Genomic DNA, 15,243 nt, shown 5'->3' on the forward strand with positions numbered 1-15,243 from the left:
CGCAACCCTTGGTGCGCCTTGCTAACCTGTCATCTGCTCCAGTCGATAACCGTAGCTATACACCGGAGCGAGCCGAAAACCATGTTCTGGACGCAATTGTAACTTGCTCCGAACTCTGGATACATGCGTATCCATCGTACGCGACGGAATTTCCACATCACGCGCCCATACTGCTTCCAGAATGTAGGCTCGTGACAACGGACGGCCGAGATTGCGGAAAAACAGCAAAGCAAGATCGAATTCTTTTTGCGTCACTTCAATAGGCGTGCCCGACATCGTCAAACGTCCGGTACGCGCTTCAAATATGAAGTTGCCAAACTGGATCTGCTCGATCGGGTTCTGGCTCGGATAGGCGCGGCGCAACAATGCCTGCACGCGTGCCAGCAATTCGCCGCGACGTATCGGTTTGATCATGTAATCGTCGGCGCCAGCGGCCAGGCCGGCAACAATGTCATCCTCGCCCGAGCGGCTGGTCATGAACAGAACGGGTAGATTGGGCGATAGTTTTTCGCGTGCCCAGAGCAAGACATCGGCGCCGCTCAGATCCGGCACCTGCCAATCGATAATCAGCATATCGAAACTCTCACGCCGCAATTGATTCAGCAGTTCCTTGCCACTTTGGAAAGGGTGGCAGAAGTGGCCAGCGGCACTAAGTACCTGACAGACTAAATCTGTCTGGCTACGGTCATCATCGAGTACAGCTATTCGCATATTTTTGGTGCTTGAGAGCAAGTTGTATTACGACGCCCTAATTTAACAAAGTATTCTGGCACTGGGACCCCATCTGTTCCGATGTGACAATATTTCACAAATTACGGGGCTGAATGTCGTGATTTATTGTTTTTTTGCATCATGTCAGTGTTTCGCTTACTTGATGTACCGATGAAATTTACTCTCATAAATTGGGTAACTCAATGAAATGCAGCGGACCCACCTCATTTTCCGTGTTTGAACGACCTTGAATGGAAGTGTGCATGCAAGCTTTTGCCTGTTGCGAAGCTGATTGAAAAGACGTTGATTGTTTGGTGCGATTTTTTATACTGAAATAGCAGCAACCGAGAGTTTGGAACTGACCGGAGGCAATCATGAAAATACATCTATTTGATTCCTTGCATCTCCCTCATATCGCACATTCCAAGGCTGAATTAAGGGATGCCGAGTTTGATATTCTGACCCTGCTCGCGTTTTCCATCGGCGTCCCCCTGCTTATTCTGGGTGGCATGTCCCTGTTGCAAATGCTGTTTGGCTGGACTTTATTGTGAATACAGGGTGCCGGATAAGCGGTTAAACCTTGATGCGGGAGAGTGGGCACTTTCGCGTATTCGTTTCAGGCCATAAAAAATGGCAAGGCGCACAAAGCGCCTTGCCATTTTCTATTTCAGGTTCAGTGTGAACCGTCAGCTTGTCTATTTTTTGGATAGGCAGGTTTTCATGAATTTCTTGCGTTCTTCACCCTTCATTGCACTGGCATCTGCATTGCAGGATTTCATCCTGTCGCGTTGCGCCTGCTGTGCCGGACTTACTTTTGGATTGCCGCTGAGGCATTCTTTCATGAACGCTTTACGATCATCGCCTTTTTTGCCGGTCGCTTCCTTATTGCAGGTTGTCATCTTTGTTTGTTGCGCTGATTTTGCCGGTGCGGGAGCAGTGGCAGGATCTGCGGCAAACGCACATGCGGCAAACGTTGTGGAAACGAGAAACGCTAGAAGTTTATTCATTGGAACCTCTCAAGTATGGGTAATCGGAAAACACTTTTTTATTTAAAGTATTGAGATGACTACTACCGTGCTGCCTTAACTACAACAATCAGAGACGCCATTTGGTTGACACGTGTTGCTCCAACCTTGTTGATAGAAGCGGGCAAGCCTCTATCACAATCCAACTAGGGAAGGAATTTGCCTTTCAGCATGCTTAATCCTTGTTCCAGCAGATCGCCTTGAGGAACTTGCCCGTTCGGCGTGAGCTTGTCAATAATTTGCGGCAAAAGCTGGGCAAGACCGGCTGACGCATGCTCAGGTTCCACACCTGCCTGCTGTGCAATTTGCTGGATGTTGTCTTCGCCCAGGGCATTCTTGATCTGATCGCCCGAGACCGCCTGATTTTCACCAGTGCCTATCCACGACGCGACCTGGTCCCCCAAGCCGCTCCCCTGCAATTGCTGCAATAGCGCTGGAAGACCGCCGGCGCCATTAATCAGAGCCATTACGCCACCCATTAAATCGCCTTGTGCGACTGAATCCTGTTTTTGCGCGCCCAGCGAACCCATTACCTGCCCTGCTAATTGATCGAGTAATCCCATCACACCCTCCGAAAATAGCAAACAATGCGTGTCGTATCGGCACGATGTGGGCAGCGAGCCTGCGACCCACTTCGGCCATACTAAGTCAAAAAGATATCTTGTTGATTAATTTTTCTGCTTGCCGATTTGAGCCGAATCAGGGTTTTGGAAGGCGGGTGCCGGATGGTAATTGGTGCTGGCAAAAATAAATTTGCAGGCTGGATGCAAAGCGCAAATGCCGCGTGATCGAATTTTTTTGGGGAGGGAATGGTAGAAAGCAAAAAGCCCACCGGTGAGGGTGGGCTAAGTGCTTGATTTCTTTGGTGGCCCGGGGCGGAATCGAACCACCGACACAAGGATTTTCAATCCTCTGCTCTACCGACTGAGCTACCAGGCCAAGGGGCGCAAGTATAGCAAACCTATCGGAATATGCAAGGCCCTCATGCAAAATTTATCGATAAGCTGCCGTTATAATGGCAGCACTCGAGCAAGTTTCCCTTTTTTTACGGATAGGCTTTATGCATATACAAAGCGACATTTGCATTATTGGCGATGGCGCCATCGGCAAAGTGGCTGCACTAGGATTTGCGCAAGCGGGTTTGAAAGTGTCGCTGTTGAGCCCGCCGCGCGTTGGCGCGTCCGTGCCGGTTGCTACTGCAGTCCCGCAAGCCTGGGACGCGCGCGTCTATGCAGTCAATCATGTCGCGCATGATTTATTGTCCGGCGTAAAAGTGTGGGAGGCGCTGGACGCATCCCGCGTGGCAACGGTTGACGCGATGGTGGTCAAGGGCGATACCGCCAGCGTACTGGCCTTCGATGCTTACGGCGCGCGCGTGGGCGCGTTGGCCTGGATAGTCGAAGATCGCAATTTGAATCAGGCGCTCGATGCGGCATTGAAGTTCGCGTCGAATGTACGCATGGTCCATGGCCGGGCGCTCAGCATGCAGGCAAATGCAAGCGCCGCCAGCGTGCAACTGGATAATGGCGATACGCTCAGCGCTGAATTGCTGGTCGGCGCCGATGGCGGTCAATCATGGGTGCGTACGCAGTGCGAGATCGATTTTGATTATCGGCCTTACGGCCAGCGTGCCATCGTGAGTAATTTTTCATGCGAAAAACCGCATCATGGTGTGGCACATCAATGGTTCTCCCCGGTTGAGGGCATCATCGCGCTGCTGCCCTTGCCGGGCAATCAGGTTTCGCTGGTGTGGTCGGCACCTGATGCCCTAGCCGATATTCTGTTGCAGGAATCGTTGGCGCAAATGGCTGCGCGTCTGAGCATATTGGCGGCGGAACAACTAGGCAGCTTGTCGCCCTTGCAGCCGGAAATAGTAAAGTCTTTCCCGCTCGCCTTGATCCGCCCTCATTCAATTACCGCCGCGCGCGTGGCCTTGATAGGCGATGCTGCACATGTCGTGCATCCGCTTGCCGGACACGGAATGAATCTGGGCTTTGCCGATGTTGCCGGTCTGATCAAAGCGGTGACCGAACGCGGAGCGGATCGTGATTGCGGCGATGCGCGCGTGTTGTCGCGTTACGCACGCTCACGCAAGGAAGATATACTGCTGATGCAATTGGCAACCGATGGTTTGGCACGTTTGTTCGGTACGGAATTCGAGCCGCTGCGCATCGCGCGCAATTTCGGGTTGAACTTGGTGAACCGTTTGCCTGTCCTAAAAAGGCGCTTGATTGGCCATGCCTTGGGCAAGCCCTGATCTGCTGACTTCAATAAGTTTTTTTGATGTCTGCGCGACAACCTCTGCTGAAAAATTTAAATGGAAAGTAATATGAACATATTCAAGGCTGTAATTGCAGTAGTGCTGGGTTTGAGTTTTGCTACTGCATTTGCAGAAACTGCTCAGGAAGCGGCAGTAAGAAAAGCGATTGAACCGCGTTTGGGCAGCGATGCCAAAGTGGCATCGGTAACCAAAACGCCGTATTCAGGCTTGTTTGAAGTACAGGTAAATGGCGACATCATTTATACCGATGCGAAAGCGCAATATTTATTCGTCGGTCGTGTGGTCGATACCAAAACGTATCAGGATTACACCAAGGCGCGACTGGATGAACTCAACCAGGTTGCTTTCAGCGACTTGCCGCTGGAAGCCGCGATGAAACAGGTCAAGGGCAATGGCAAGCGTGTGATTGCCGTGTTTGAAGATCCGAATTGCGGTTATTGCAAACAATTCCGCAAGACGCTGGAAGGCATCAACGACATTACTGTCTACACCTTCATGTACAACATCCTGTCACCGGACTCGATTACCAAGTCGCGCAATGTCTGGTGTTCTGCGAACCGCAACAAAGCCTGGGATGACTGGATGCTGAACGGCAAGGCGCCGGCAAGCGCCTCGGATAACTGCGTTACGCCGCATGAAAAAGTGCTGGCGCTCGGACGCAGCATGAAAGTAACCGGCACGCCGACCATCATTTTCACCGACGGTTCACGTGTTCCCGGCGCAATCGATGCGAAGGCGCTGGAAGCAAAACTGCTTTCTCTCAAATAAATACATATACACATGCTTGAAAAACGGTCACGCAAGCGTGGCCGTTTTTATTTGTACATATTGATCGCATTCCCGTGCATTTCTGCGGCGACAGCCGGATGCCGTTAAACTAGCGCTATTGCACTTCCCAACGGCACCGAATGAAAAACGCAATTTACTACACCATTGTTCCAAAAGATCTGGCTGCGCATCTGTATGCGGTAACGGTTACTGTCAATCAGCCGGATCCGATCGGGCAATGCTTCTCTTTGCCGGCATGGATTCCGGGCAGTTACATGATGCGAGAATTTGCCAAAAATATCGTGCAAATCAGCGCTGAATCCGACGGAAAAAAAATCGGCCTGAGCAAACTCGACAAACACACATGGATCGCGGATGAATGCGAGGGAACGCTGACTGTGCGTTATGAGGTGTATGCGTGGGATTTGTCGGTGCGCACTGCGCATCTGGATCAAACGCACGGTTTTTTCAATGGCAGCAGCGTTTTCCTGCGCGTCGAAGATCGGGAAGACAGTGTGCACATTGTGGACATTCAGAAGCCGCAAGGCAGCGACTATGACAAATGGCGTGTCGCCACTGCGATGCGGCAACTGGACGCCAGGCGTTATGGCTTCGGCACGTATATCGCATCGAATTATGATGAGTTGATTGATCATCCGGTCGAGCTGGGAACCTTCGCTTTGGCGACGTTCAAGGCGCATGGCGTGCAACATGATGTCGTGTTTACCGGCCGCGTGCCGAATCTCGATTTGCCGCGCCTGACAGCGGATCTGACAAAAATATGTGAAGCGCAAATTGCATTCTTTGAACCCAAGAGCAAACGTGCACCGGTGGATCGCTACGTTTTCATGACGATGGTGGTCGGCGACGGTTACGGCGGGCTCGAACATCGCGCATCGACTGCGCTGATCTGTTCGCGCGCTGATCTGCCGGTCAAGGGGCAGCCGGAAATGAGCGATGGCTATCGCACCTTTCTCGGTTTGTGCAGTCATGAATATTTCCATACATGGAACGTCAAGCGCATCAAGCCGGCCGCGTTCGTGCCGTATGACTTGAAGATGGAAGGCTATACCTCCTTGTTGTGGCTGTTTGAAGGCTTCACCAGTTACTACGATGATCTGATGCTGGTACGCAGCGGCGTGATCGATGCACCGGCTTATCTGAAGCAGGTCGCCAAAACCGTCAACAGCGTCTTGCGCGGCAGTGGCCGGCGCAAGCAAAGCGTGGCGGAATCCAGTTTCGATGCGTGGGTCAAGTATTACCGGCAGGATGAAAATGCGAGCAATGCCATCGTCAGTTATTACACCAAGGGATCACTGGTGGCGATGGCGCTGGATTTGACGATACGTGCCGAAACAAAAGGAAAAAAATCGCTGGACGATGTGATGCTGGCCTTGTGGCAGCAATATGGCCGCGATTTCTATCAGGACGGCAAGGAAGGACGCGGCGTGAACGATGCCGAAGTCGATGCGCTGTTCGATAGCGTAACAGGCTTGAAATTGCAGCGCGTATTGGATCGCTGGGTGCGCGGGACCGAAGATATCCCGCTGGCGAAATTGCTCGCGCCATTCGGTATCGCACTGAATGACGAACGTAAAAACGGCAAGCCAGGCCTGGGCATGCGTACTACGCGCGACGGCAATGATTGCAAAATTGCGGCGATTTATGAAACTGGCGCTGCGCATCGCGCCGGCTTGTCGGCTGGCGATGTACTGGTGGCGATCGATGGTTTGCGTGTGAATGCGAATAATCTGGATGTACTCTTGAATCGCTATCGCATCGGCGACAAAATCGGCATTCATGCTTTCCGGCGAGATGAGCTGCTGATTTTTACCGCGACCGTAGCCGCTCCCGATGCGCCTGCTGTGAGTCTTGTCACCGAAGACAAACCGGTTGCTGCAGTACGCTTGCGTCAGGCATGGCTGGCGCAAGCGTAGCGATTGATTGCATCGCGCAATAAAAAACGCCGTTAGTGCAACACTAACGGCGTTTTGTTTTGACTATTGTATTCAGCTAAAGAGGCGGCTCAATTCCAGGCCCGGATCGGGGGCGCGCATGAAAGTCTCACCGATCAGGAATGCATGTACGTCCGCGTCGCGCATTTTTTTCACATCGTCCGGCGTGACGATGGCGGATTCGGTAATCACCAGTTTTTCCGGCGGGATGCGTGGCAATAAATCCAGCGTGGTTTGCAAGGATGTTTCAAAGGTGCGCAGATTGCGATTGTTCACGCCCAGCAAAGTAGTTTTCAAGCGCAAGGCGGCAGTCAGTTCTTCAGCGTTATGCACTTCCACCAGCACATGCATGCCTAGCTCGTGCGCGCAGGCTTCCAGTTCAGCCATCAAGCCGTGATCCAGACCGGCGACGATCAGCAAGATGCAATCGGCACCCCAGGAACGCGCTTCATAAATTTGATATGGATCGATCATGAAATCCTTGCGCAAGACCGGCAAGCCGCAAGCGGCGCGCGCCTGTTTCAGATAATCCGGCGAGCCCTGGAAGAATTGCACATCCGTCAGCACCGACAGGCAGGCCGCGCCATGTTGCGCGTAGCTGGCAGCGATTTGGTCGGGCTGAAAATCCGGACGGATAATGCCTTTGGAAGGCGATGCCTTTTTGATTTCCGCAATAATGCCGGCATGGTCGGCAGCGATTTTCTGCCGCAAGGCGCCTTCAAAATTGCGTATGGCCGCACGCGCATCCTTGTCCGCTTCGACTTCGCTGCGCAAACTTGCCAGGCTGCGATATTTTTTCGCTGCGGAGATTTCGTCGGCTTTGACGGCCAGGATTTTATTCAGAATGTCGGACATATTGATTCAATTCAAATAGTGGTGCAATCACGCAGTTGTGTCAGGCTTTGCCCAGCGCTTGCGTGACGCTAACAAATTGTTCCAGCTTGGCGCGTGCAGCGCCCGAAGCAATCGCTACACGTGCTTTGCTCAAGCCATCTGCGATAGAGCTGGCAACGCCGGCTGCGTACAGCGCGGTACCTGCATTCAGCGCGACGATATCGCGTGCGGCACCATTGACGTTGTCCAGCGCTTCGAAAATTTTCACTTTCGATTCCAGTGAGTCCGCCACTTTCAGATTGCGACTGGCAATCATCGGTAAACCGAAATCTTCCGGGTGGATTTCATATTCGCGGATTTCGCCGTTGATCAGCTCACCGACCATGGTGGCAGCGCCCAGCGACACTTCATCCATATTGTCGCGGCCCCAGACCACGATTGCGTGCTGTGCGCCCAGGCGTTGCAAGACGCGCACCTGAATGCCAACCAGATCGGCGTGGAAGACACCCATCAAAATATTCGGCGCGCCAGCCGGATTCGTCAGCGGGCCGAGAATATTGAAGATCGTGCGTACGCCCAATTCCTTGCGCACCGGTGCCGCGTGTTTCATCGCTGCGTGATGATTCGGTGCGAACATGAAGCCGATGCCGGTTTGTGCAATCGACTCCGCTACCAGCTCAGGCTTCAAGTTGATATTGGCGCCTAGCGATTCCAGTACATCGGCACTGCCTGATGATGACGACACGCTGCGACCACCGTGCTTGGCAATGCGTGCGCCGGCAGCTGCGGCAACAAACATCGACGCGGTAGAAATATTGAAAGTGTTGGCGCCATCGCCGCCGGTGCCGACGATATCGAGCAGATTGGTGGTGTCGACCAATGGAACTTTGGTGGAAAACTCGCGCATGACCTGCGCCGCAGCAGCGATCTCGCCTATGCTTTCCTTCTTTACACGCAAGCCCATGGTCAGTGCCGCGATCATGACGGGCGACATGTCGCCGCGCATGATTTTACGGAACAGGTGGAGCATCTCATCGTGGAAAATTTCACGATGATCGATGCAGCGCAACAGGGCTTCTTGATCGGTAATCGGCATGGCGATGCTTTCTGTATTCAAATGGCGACCAGCGTTATCCATTAGCGGACGAGGAAGTTTTTCAACAGCGCGTGACCGTGTTCGGACAGGATGGATTCAGGGTGGAACTGCACACCCTGAATATCGAAATCCTTGTGGCGCACGCCCATGATTTCACCATCGTCTGTCCATGCCGTTACTTCCAGGCAGGGCGGCAGCGAAGAGCGTTCGATCGCCAGCGAGTGATAGCGAGTGATCGTGTACGGGCTAGGCAAGTCCTTGAACACGCCGACGCCGGTATGCGTAATTAAGGAAGTCTTGCCATGCATGACTTGCTGTGCGCGTATCACCTTGCCGCCGAAGGCTGCGCCTATCGCCTGATGTCCGAGGCAGACGCCGAGGATGGGCAATTTGCCGGCGAAGTGCTGCAACACCGGAATCGAGATGCCTGCTTCATGCGGTGTGCAGGGGCCGGGCGAGACGCAAATGCGATCTGCCTTCAAGGCCTCGATTTCTTCCAGCGTGATTTCATCATTGCGCACGGTGACGACTTCTTCGCCGAGTTCACCGAAATACTGCACCAGGTTATAGGTGAAGGAGTCGTAGTTATCGATCATCAGTAACATTTAAATCTCCCCGTCCAAACCATCTTGCACCTGTTCCGCAGCGCGTAATACGGCGCGGGCCTTGTTCTCGGTTTCCTGCCATTCCATCTCGGGTACCGAGTCGGCGACGATGCCGGCAGCAGCCTGCACGTACAACATGCCATCCTTGATGACGCCGGTGCGGATCGCGATTGCCAGATCCATTTCGCCGCCGAACGACAGATAGCCACATGCGCCGCCGTAGATGCCGCGCTTGGTCGGTTCCAGTTCGTCGATGATTTCCATCGCGCGTACTTTCGGCGCGCCGGACAGGGTGCCGGCCGGGAAGGTAGCTTTCAATACGTCGAGATTCGACAAGCCGGCTTTCAACGTGCCTTCGACGTTGGACACGATGTGCTGCACGTGTGAATATTTTTCGATCACCAGCTTGTCGGTCACTAATACGCTGCCGGTTTCAGCAATGCGGCCGATATCGTTGCGTGCGAGGTCGATCAGCATTACGTGTTCGGCGATCTCTTTTGGATCGGCCAGCAATTCCTTGGCGAGTGCGGCGTCTTTTTCCGGCGTTTCGCCGCGTGGACGTGTGCCTGCCAATGGACGTATCGTGATTTTTTTCTTGCCGCTGGCTACCGTTTCATTGCGTACCAGTATTTCTGGCGAGGCGCCGACGATCTGCATGTCGCCGAAATTGTAGAAGTACATATACGGCGAAGGATTCAGGGAGCGCAGTGCGCGATAGAGCGTCAGCGGCGCATCGACATACGGCTTCTTGATGCGCTGGCCGATCTGTACCTGCATCAGATCGCCGGCCATCACGTATTCCTTGGCTTTGGCGACGGCGGCCAGATAATCTTTTTTGTCGAATTCGCGGATGGTATCGGTGCGTACCGAGGCAGATGTGACCGGCGCTTCGACGGCGCGATGCAATTTGTTGCGCAAGTCTTTCAGGCGCTGCCGTGCGTTGGCATAGGCTTCCGGCTGCGTTGGATCTGCATACACAATCAGATAGAGCTTGCCTGACAGATTGTCGATGACGGCCAGTTCCTCGGTCAGCAGCAACTGGATTTCCGGCAGGCCGAGATCGTCTTTGGGTGTCGTATGCGCGAGGCGTTTTTCAACGTGGCGCACGGTGTCGTAGCCAAAATAGCCGGCCAGGCCGCCGCAAAAGCGCGGCATGCCGGGCAGGATCGCGACTTTATAGCGGGCCTGAAATTCTGCAATGAAATCCAGCGGATTGCCTTCAAAGGTTTCCACGATGGCGCCGTTGCGTACCACCTCGACACGCGTGCCGAAGCTGCGCATCAAGGTGTTGGCAGGCAGGCCTATGAAGGAATAGCGGCCGAAGCGTTCGCCGCCGACCACGGATTCGAGCAGGAAGGTGTTTTTGCCATCACCCTGGGTTTGCGCCAGCTTGAGATACAGCGAAAGCGGCGTTTCCAGATCGGCGAATGCTTCGGCGACCAGTGGAATGCGGTTATAGCCTTGCGTGGCCAGCGATTTGAATTCGAGTTCAGTCATGGGTTCTCTCCGGACCGCTATTGTAGACGAGCGGTTTGGTACTTTGATAAGTAGTTCAAAAAACGTTGCTGATCGCGCGGGGATGGTGAAAATACAAAAACGTGCGGACGATCAACGGCAAGTGGCGTTCAACGCCAGATTTGCCAGCCTCGCCATAGCCAGGCCTCATGCGCGCCTGGTGTTGTGAGTCGTTTTTTGTCGAGAGACATGATGATTTATGTTGGTGAAATAAGATGTGCCGCGTCTAGCAGCGAAGAAACTATACCATCGCTATCGACGTCTTGTATAGCCTGCCCGTGGTTGTAGCCGTACGGAACGTTGAGAACTTTGCAGCCTGCGGCGCGTGCCGCTTGCGAGTCGTTGATGGAGTCGCCGATTGCCACGACTTCCGACGGTTTCAAGCCAAAATCTGTGCAGACTTGCAATAGCTGCATGGGATCGGGTTTCTTTTTCTCAAACGAATCGCCGCCGTAAACGATTTCAAAATAATCGCGCAAGCCGGTTTTTTCCATCAATGGCAAGGTAAATGCCATCGGCTTGTTGGTGACGCAGGCCATACGCAAACCTTTATCGCGCATGGCTTGCAGACCTTCATGCACGCCGGGATAAGCAGTGGCGAATTCGCCATTGACGTCGAAATAATGTTTCTCGAACAGGGCGAGTGCTTCTTTGAAGCGCAACTCGACTTCGCTGTTGGAAAAATCCACACCTATGCTTTGCCGCACCAGATTTTCTGCGCCCTTGCCGACGAAGCTGATGGCCGTATCTAGCGCAAGCGGTCTCAGACCTAGGTCTGCGCGCATGCGATTTATCGTGATGTGCAAATCCTGGGCGGTATGCAGCATGGTGCCGTCGAGATCGACGATGACGCCGCGTATACCATGCAGCATCTTGTTTTCAGTTGCGCTGGAAGACAAATTTATACCTTGGCCAGTTCGTTGCGCATGGCATCAATGACGGCTTTGTAGTCCGGTTTGCCGAAAATCGCAGAGCCGGCGACAAAAGTATCGGCGCCGGCGCGCGCGGCAGCTTCGATATTGTCGACTTTGATGCCGCCATCGACTTCCAGCATGATGTCGCGGCCGGATTCATCGATCAGTTTGCGCACGGCGGCGATTTTTTTCAGCGTATGTGGAATGAAGGATTGGCCGCCAAAGCCTGGATTGACGGACATCAGCAGAATGATGTCGATCTTGTCCATCACGTGTTCCAGATAATGCAGCGGTGTGGCGGGGTTGAACACCAGCCCGGCTTTGCAGCCGTTGTCGCGTATCAGTTGCAGCGTGCGATCGACATGTTCCGAGGCTTCCGGATGGAAGGTGATGATGTTGGCGCCGGCTTTGGCAAAATCGGGGACAATGCGATCCACCGGCTTGACCATCAGATGCACGTCGATCGGCACCTGCACATGCGGGCGTATCGCTTCGCAGACCAGTGGGCCTATCGTCAGGTTTGGAACGTAATGGTTATCCATGACGTCGAAGTGGATGATGTCGGCACCAGCGGCGACGACGTTGCGCACTTCTTCGCCAAGACGGGCGAAATCGGCGGACAGAATACTGGGAGCGATGCGATAGTTGGCCATGGTCGTGACTTTGTAAATGAAGCCGCTATTTTACCCTGCGGCTCTCAGCGCGCGCCGCCGACATTGAATTTTGCCGCCAGGGGGCTGCTGCATCTATATAGTGAGTCCTTGGACGCGCTATGATGTGAAAGAATTAACTGCGTACTTTGAATAAAGCTGCAGGCACAAGAGGAATCAAATGGCATCCTACGAATTTACCGTGACCGTCAATACGCAGTACCTGGAAGAGCAGTCCGATCCGGCGCACTCCAATTATGTATTCGCGTACGCAATCACCATCAAGAATACCGGGCAGGTAGCGGCGCAACTTATTTCGCGCCATTGGGTCATTACCGATGCCAATAACCATATTGAAGAAGTGCGCGGCCTGGGCGTGGTCGGTAATCAGCCTTTGCTGCAGCCGGGCGAACAATTTGAATACACCAGCGGCGCCTCGATAGCCACGCCGCAAGGTTCGATGGCCGGCGAATATTTCTGCGTGGCGGAAGACGGCGAACAATTCGAGGCAAAAATTCCTGAATTCGTCCTGTCCCTGCCACGCACCTTACATTAAGCGAACAATTTACTCGGTCGCATTGTCCTTTGGTGGCGAAGCCTTCTGTGTCGGTGGGTTCTTGGGCTTCTGGCCCGAAAACATGGTCCACCAGACAATGAAAACCAACAGGCCCAGTGCGATTCCTGCTTCAACAAATAATAGCCACATTGCAAATCACTCCCATGTCTTTCATACGCCTTAGTTTACTCGCATCCATACTGCTTGGCCTGGTTTCCTGCTCTACTACCCCAAGACAGCAGCCGACGTTGCCGTCAGAGCCGATCGTTCCGGCTGTTCCCGCCAAGCCGGTGACGCCGCCAGCCGAATTGCCTGGATTGCCAAAAACAGAAATCAATTCCGCCCTGCGCCCGGTTACCTTTGCCGCCCTGCCAGGCTGGAAGTCAGATGATCAACGCGAAGCCTTGCCGGCTTTTTTAGCGTCCTGCGCAGTATTGGTCCGGCGTCCTGACTGGAAGGGCGCGTGCGCGGCGGGTGCAAATGTTGATGTGAGTGACGACGATGCGGCGCGCAAATTTTTTGAAAATTATTTCGTGCCTTATCGCGTAGCGAATCCGGATGGCTCATTGAGCGGCACGGTCACCGGCTATTACGAGCCCTTGCTGCAAGGTGCGCGCAAGCGCGGAGGCAGGTATCAAACACCCTTGCACGGTGCTCCGGACGATATTCTGACGATTGAGCTGGCAAGTGTCTTTCCCGAACTGAAAGGCCAGCGCGTGCGCGGTCGTTTGGTTGGCAACAAGGTGGTGGCCTATCCGTCGCGCGCTGAACTGAACAAGTCGAACGCGCTGGCCGGCAAGGAAATCCTGTGGGTGGATGATGCGATTGATGCATTCTTCCTGCAGGTGCAGGGCTCGGGGCGTGTGCAACTGGATGACGGCAAGGAAATCGTGCGGCTGGCCTACGCCGACCAGAATGGTCAGCCATATAAATCGATAGGCCGTTATCTGATCGATAAGGGCGAGTTGACGCTGGATCAGGCATCTGCGCAAGGGATCAAGGCCTGGGTAAGAGCCAATCCGAAGCGACAGCAGGAACTGCTGAATGCCAATCCCAGCTACGTTTTCTTTCGCGAAGAAAAAGTGACGGATCCTAATGTCGGACCGAAGGGCGCGCTGGGCGTGCCCCTGACGCCGCAGCGTTCGATCGCTGTTGACCCGCAATACATTCCATTGGGCGCGCCTGTCTTTCTTTCAACCACGCAGCCCAACAGCAATGTTGCCTTGCAGCGTCTGGTGTTGGCGCAGGATACCGGTAGTGCTATCAAGAATGCCGTCCGTGCCGATTACTTCTGGGGTTTTGGCGCGCAGGCCGGCGAACAGGCTGGCCGCATGAAGCAACGCGGCGCGATGTGGGTATTGTTGCCAAAATAACTCCAGTCCATGCAGTTGCCTTGTAATTGTCTCTATATATACATAGATAGGAGTTACTCATGCAATACGAAAACATCCTGATCGAAATTCACGGCAAGGTCGGCCTCATCACTCTTAACCGGCCGGCGGCATTGAATGCGCTCAATGACAAATTGATGGATGAGCTGGGACAGGCCTTGCTGTCGTTTGACGCCAATGACGATATCGGTTGCATGATCATTACCGGCAGTGAGAAGGCTTTTGCCGCCGGCGCCGATATCGGTGCAATGGCGACCTACTCTTATATGGATGTATATAAAGGTGATTACATTACGCGCAACTGGGAGCAAATTCGCAGCGTGCGCAAACCGGTCATCGCAGCGGTGGCTGGTTATGCGCTCGGTGGCGGCTGCGAGTTGGCAATGATGTGCGACTTCATTATTGCAGCGGATACGGCCAAGTTCGGCCAGCCTGAAATCAAGCTCGGCATTATTCCCGGTGCGGGCGGTACGCAGCGCTTGCCGCGAGCTGTTTCAAAATCCAAGGCGATGGATATGTGCCTGACTGCGCGCATGATGGATGCGGCCGAAGCCGAGCGTGCCGGTTTGGTATCGCGCGTAGTGGCAGCGGACAAGTTGCAGGAAGAAGCATTGGTTGCGGCAACCGTTATCGCCAACATGTCGCTGCCTATGGTCATGATGATCAAGGAATCCATCAATCGGGCTTATGAAACAACGCTGGCAGAAGGCGTGCAGTTCGAACGCAGACTCTTTCACAGCACCTTCGCAACAGAAGATCAGAAAGAGGGAATGCGAGCATTTGTCGAGAAGCGCGCAGCTAAATTCAAGAATGTTTGAGCCTTGATCAAGAAGACTTCGAGAAGTATTTAAAAAGAATTGAAGTATTTTCCCGAAAGGGGTTGCAAAGGGTTTGGGTGCTTGCTATAGTTCGGCTCCCGTCGCAGAACAAGCAGCGCAACGC

Annotated in this window: 16 protein-coding genes and 1 tRNA gene; 7 read left to right on the forward strand and 10 right to left on the reverse strand. The window is 53.7% G+C overall.

Annotation, left to right across the window (positions count from 1 at the left end; translation table 11 throughout):
• Positions 1-21 precede the first annotated feature (21 nt).
• On the reverse strand, positions 22-711 hold the full coding sequence (locus tag ACIQW9_RS13415; RefSeq protein WP_011869772.1) for a response regulator transcription factor: 690 nt from the start codon (positions 709-711) through the stop codon (positions 22-24).
• A 374-nt stretch (positions 712-1,085) separates the two neighbouring features.
• Here ACIQW9_RS13415 and ACIQW9_RS13420 point away from each other — a divergent pair, with 374 nt between their 5' ends.
• On the forward strand, positions 1,086-1,262 hold the full coding sequence (locus ACIQW9_RS13420) for a hypothetical protein (RefSeq protein ID WP_402337751.1): 177 nt from the start codon (positions 1,086-1,088) through the stop codon (positions 1,260-1,262).
• 144 nt (positions 1,263-1,406) lie between these two features.
• Here the strand turns inward: ACIQW9_RS13420 and ACIQW9_RS13425 are convergent, their stop codons facing one another.
• The 3 genes from ACIQW9_RS13425 to ACIQW9_RS13435 form a co-directional block, all read right to left on the reverse strand.
• Entirely contained in the window at positions 1,407-1,718 is a 312-nt protein-coding gene (locus ACIQW9_RS13425) for a PsiF family protein (RefSeq protein ID WP_402337753.1), read from the reverse strand.
• Positions 1,719-1,882: 164 nt separating this feature from the next.
• Complete coding sequence (locus tag ACIQW9_RS13430; RefSeq protein ID WP_402337756.1) at positions 1,883-2,299, reverse strand: YidB family protein; 417 nt, start codon at positions 2,297-2,299, stop codon at positions 1,883-1,885.
• 300 nt (positions 2,300-2,599) lie between these two features.
• A tRNA-Phe gene (locus ACIQW9_RS13435) sits at positions 2,600-2,675 on the reverse strand.
• 121 nt (positions 2,676-2,796) lie between these two features.
• Between ACIQW9_RS13435 and ACIQW9_RS13440 the strand changes: the two genes are divergently transcribed.
• From ACIQW9_RS13440 to ACIQW9_RS13450, 3 genes are all read left to right on the forward strand, one after another.
• Positions 2,797-3,993 carry an FAD-dependent monooxygenase gene (locus ACIQW9_RS13440; protein ID WP_402337759.1) on the forward strand — a complete coding sequence of 399 codons (1,197 nt, stop codon included), beginning with the start codon at positions 2,797-2,799 and terminating at the stop codon, positions 3,991-3,993.
• Between the two features lie 72 nt (positions 3,994-4,065).
• The gene (locus ACIQW9_RS13445) at positions 4,066-4,785 is read left to right on the forward strand and encodes a DsbC family protein (RefSeq protein ID WP_402337762.1); all 720 of its coding nucleotides are present in this window, start codon (positions 4,066-4,068) and stop codon (positions 4,783-4,785) included.
• Positions 4,786-4,925: 140 nt separating this feature from the next.
• A complete protein-coding gene (locus ACIQW9_RS13450) occupies positions 4,926-6,722 on the forward strand; it encodes a M61 family metallopeptidase (protein WP_402337765.1) in 1,797 nt (598 codons plus the stop codon).
• A gap of 72 nt (positions 6,723-6,794) precedes the next feature.
• Here ACIQW9_RS13450 and trpC read toward each other — a convergent pair whose 3' ends face one another.
• The 6 genes from trpC to rpe form a co-directional block, all read right to left on the reverse strand.
• Positions 6,795-7,595 carry an indole-3-glycerol phosphate synthase TrpC gene (trpC, locus tag ACIQW9_RS13455; RefSeq protein WP_402337768.1) on the reverse strand — a complete coding sequence of 267 codons (801 nt, stop codon included), beginning with the start codon at positions 7,593-7,595 and terminating at the stop codon, positions 6,795-6,797.
• A 40-nt stretch (positions 7,596-7,635) separates the two neighbouring features.
• On the reverse strand, positions 7,636-8,670 hold the full coding sequence (gene trpD, locus ACIQW9_RS13460) for an anthranilate phosphoribosyltransferase (RefSeq protein WP_402338047.1): 1,035 nt from the start codon (positions 8,668-8,670) through the stop codon (positions 7,636-7,638).
• Between the two features lie 41 nt (positions 8,671-8,711).
• Positions 8,712-9,275, reverse strand: coding sequence for an aminodeoxychorismate/anthranilate synthase component II (locus ACIQW9_RS13465; protein WP_402337771.1), 564 nt, complete (start codon positions 9,273-9,275; stop codon positions 8,712-8,714).
• Positions 9,276-10,772, reverse strand: coding sequence for an anthranilate synthase component I (gene trpE, locus ACIQW9_RS13470; protein ID WP_402337774.1), 1,497 nt, complete (start codon positions 10,770-10,772; stop codon positions 9,276-9,278).
• A 215-nt stretch (positions 10,773-10,987) separates the two neighbouring features.
• On the reverse strand, positions 10,988-11,662 hold the full coding sequence (locus ACIQW9_RS13475) for a phosphoglycolate phosphatase (protein ID WP_402338050.1): 675 nt from the start codon (positions 11,660-11,662) through the stop codon (positions 10,988-10,990).
• A 29-nt stretch (positions 11,663-11,691) separates the two neighbouring features.
• Positions 11,692-12,357: a ribulose-phosphate 3-epimerase gene (gene rpe / locus ACIQW9_RS13480; protein ID WP_402337777.1), complete on the reverse strand. Its 666-nt coding sequence runs from the start codon at positions 12,355-12,357 to the stop codon at positions 11,692-11,694.
• 178 nt (positions 12,358-12,535) lie between these two features.
• Here rpe and apaG point away from each other — a divergent pair, with 178 nt between their 5' ends.
• The 3 genes from apaG to ACIQW9_RS13495 all read left to right on the forward strand — a co-directional run bounded on the left by apaG (position 12,536) and on the right by ACIQW9_RS13495 (position 15,119).
• The gene (apaG, locus tag ACIQW9_RS13485; RefSeq protein WP_402337779.1) at positions 12,536-12,910 is read left to right on the forward strand and encodes a Co2+/Mg2+ efflux protein ApaG; all 375 of its coding nucleotides are present in this window, start codon (positions 12,536-12,538) and stop codon (positions 12,908-12,910) included.
• A gap of 164 nt (positions 12,911-13,074) precedes the next feature.
• Entirely contained in the window at positions 13,075-14,283 is a 1,209-nt protein-coding gene (locus ACIQW9_RS13490; protein ID WP_402337782.1) for a murein transglycosylase A, read from the forward strand.
• Between the two features lie 59 nt (positions 14,284-14,342).
• Positions 14,343-15,119: an enoyl-CoA hydratase gene (locus tag ACIQW9_RS13495; protein ID WP_402337785.1), complete on the forward strand. Its 777-nt coding sequence runs from the start codon at positions 14,343-14,345 to the stop codon at positions 15,117-15,119.
• Positions 15,120-15,243 lie beyond the last annotated feature (124 nt).

The sequence above is a fragment of the Herminiimonas sp. NPDC097707 genome, from assembly GCF_044761395.1.
Classification (GTDB): Bacteria; Pseudomonadota; Gammaproteobacteria; order Burkholderiales; family Burkholderiaceae_D; genus Oxalicibacterium.

Excerpts from the sequence above, each read along its gene's own strand:
- rpe (WP_402337777.1), bottom strand. The coding sequence starts at position 12,357 with ATGGCCAACTATCGCATCGCTCCCAGTATTCTGTCCGCCGATTTCGCC.
- trpC (WP_402337768.1), bottom strand. The coding sequence starts at position 7,595 with ATGTCCGACATTCTGAATAAAATCCTGGCCGTCAAAGCCGACGAAATC.
- ACIQW9_RS13420 (WP_402337751.1), top strand. The coding sequence starts at position 1,086 with ATGAAAATACATCTATTTGATTCCTTGCATCTCCCTCATATCGCACAT.
- ACIQW9_RS13425 (WP_402337753.1), bottom strand. The coding sequence starts at position 1,718 with ATGAATAAACTTCTAGCGTTTCTCGTTTCCACAACGTTTGCCGCATGT.
- ACIQW9_RS13440 (WP_402337759.1), top strand. The coding sequence starts at position 2,797 with ATGCATATACAAAGCGACATTTGCATTATTGGCGATGGCGCCATCGGC.
- trpD (WP_402338047.1), bottom strand. The coding sequence starts at position 8,670 with ATGCCGATTACCGATCAAGAAGCCCTGTTGCGCTGCATCGATCATCGT.
- ACIQW9_RS13490 (WP_402337782.1), top strand. The coding sequence starts at position 13,075 with ATGTCTTTCATACGCCTTAGTTTACTCGCATCCATACTGCTTGGCCTG.
- ACIQW9_RS13445 (WP_402337762.1), top strand. The coding sequence starts at position 4,066 with ATGAACATATTCAAGGCTGTAATTGCAGTAGTGCTGGGTTTGAGTTTT.
- ACIQW9_RS13415 (WP_011869772.1), bottom strand. The coding sequence starts at position 711 with ATGCGAATAGCTGTACTCGATGATGACCGTAGCCAGACAGATTTAGTC.
- apaG (WP_402337779.1), top strand. The coding sequence starts at position 12,536 with ATGGCATCCTACGAATTTACCGTGACCGTCAATACGCAGTACCTGGAA.
- ACIQW9_RS13430 (WP_402337756.1), bottom strand. The coding sequence starts at position 2,299 with ATGGGATTACTCGATCAATTAGCAGGGCAGGTAATGGGTTCGCTGGGC.
- ACIQW9_RS13450 (WP_402337765.1), top strand. The coding sequence starts at position 4,926 with ATGAAAAACGCAATTTACTACACCATTGTTCCAAAAGATCTGGCTGCG.
- trpE (WP_402337774.1), bottom strand. The coding sequence starts at position 10,772 with ATGACTGAACTCGAATTCAAATCGCTGGCCACGCAAGGCTATAACCGC.
- ACIQW9_RS13465 (WP_402337771.1), bottom strand. The coding sequence starts at position 9,275 with ATGTTACTGATGATCGATAACTACGACTCCTTCACCTATAACCTGGTG.
- ACIQW9_RS13475 (WP_402338050.1), bottom strand. The coding sequence starts at position 11,662 with ATGCTGCATGGTATACGCGGCGTCATCGTCGATCTCGACGGCACCATG.
- ACIQW9_RS13495 (WP_402337785.1), top strand. The coding sequence starts at position 14,343 with ATGCAATACGAAAACATCCTGATCGAAATTCACGGCAAGGTCGGCCTC.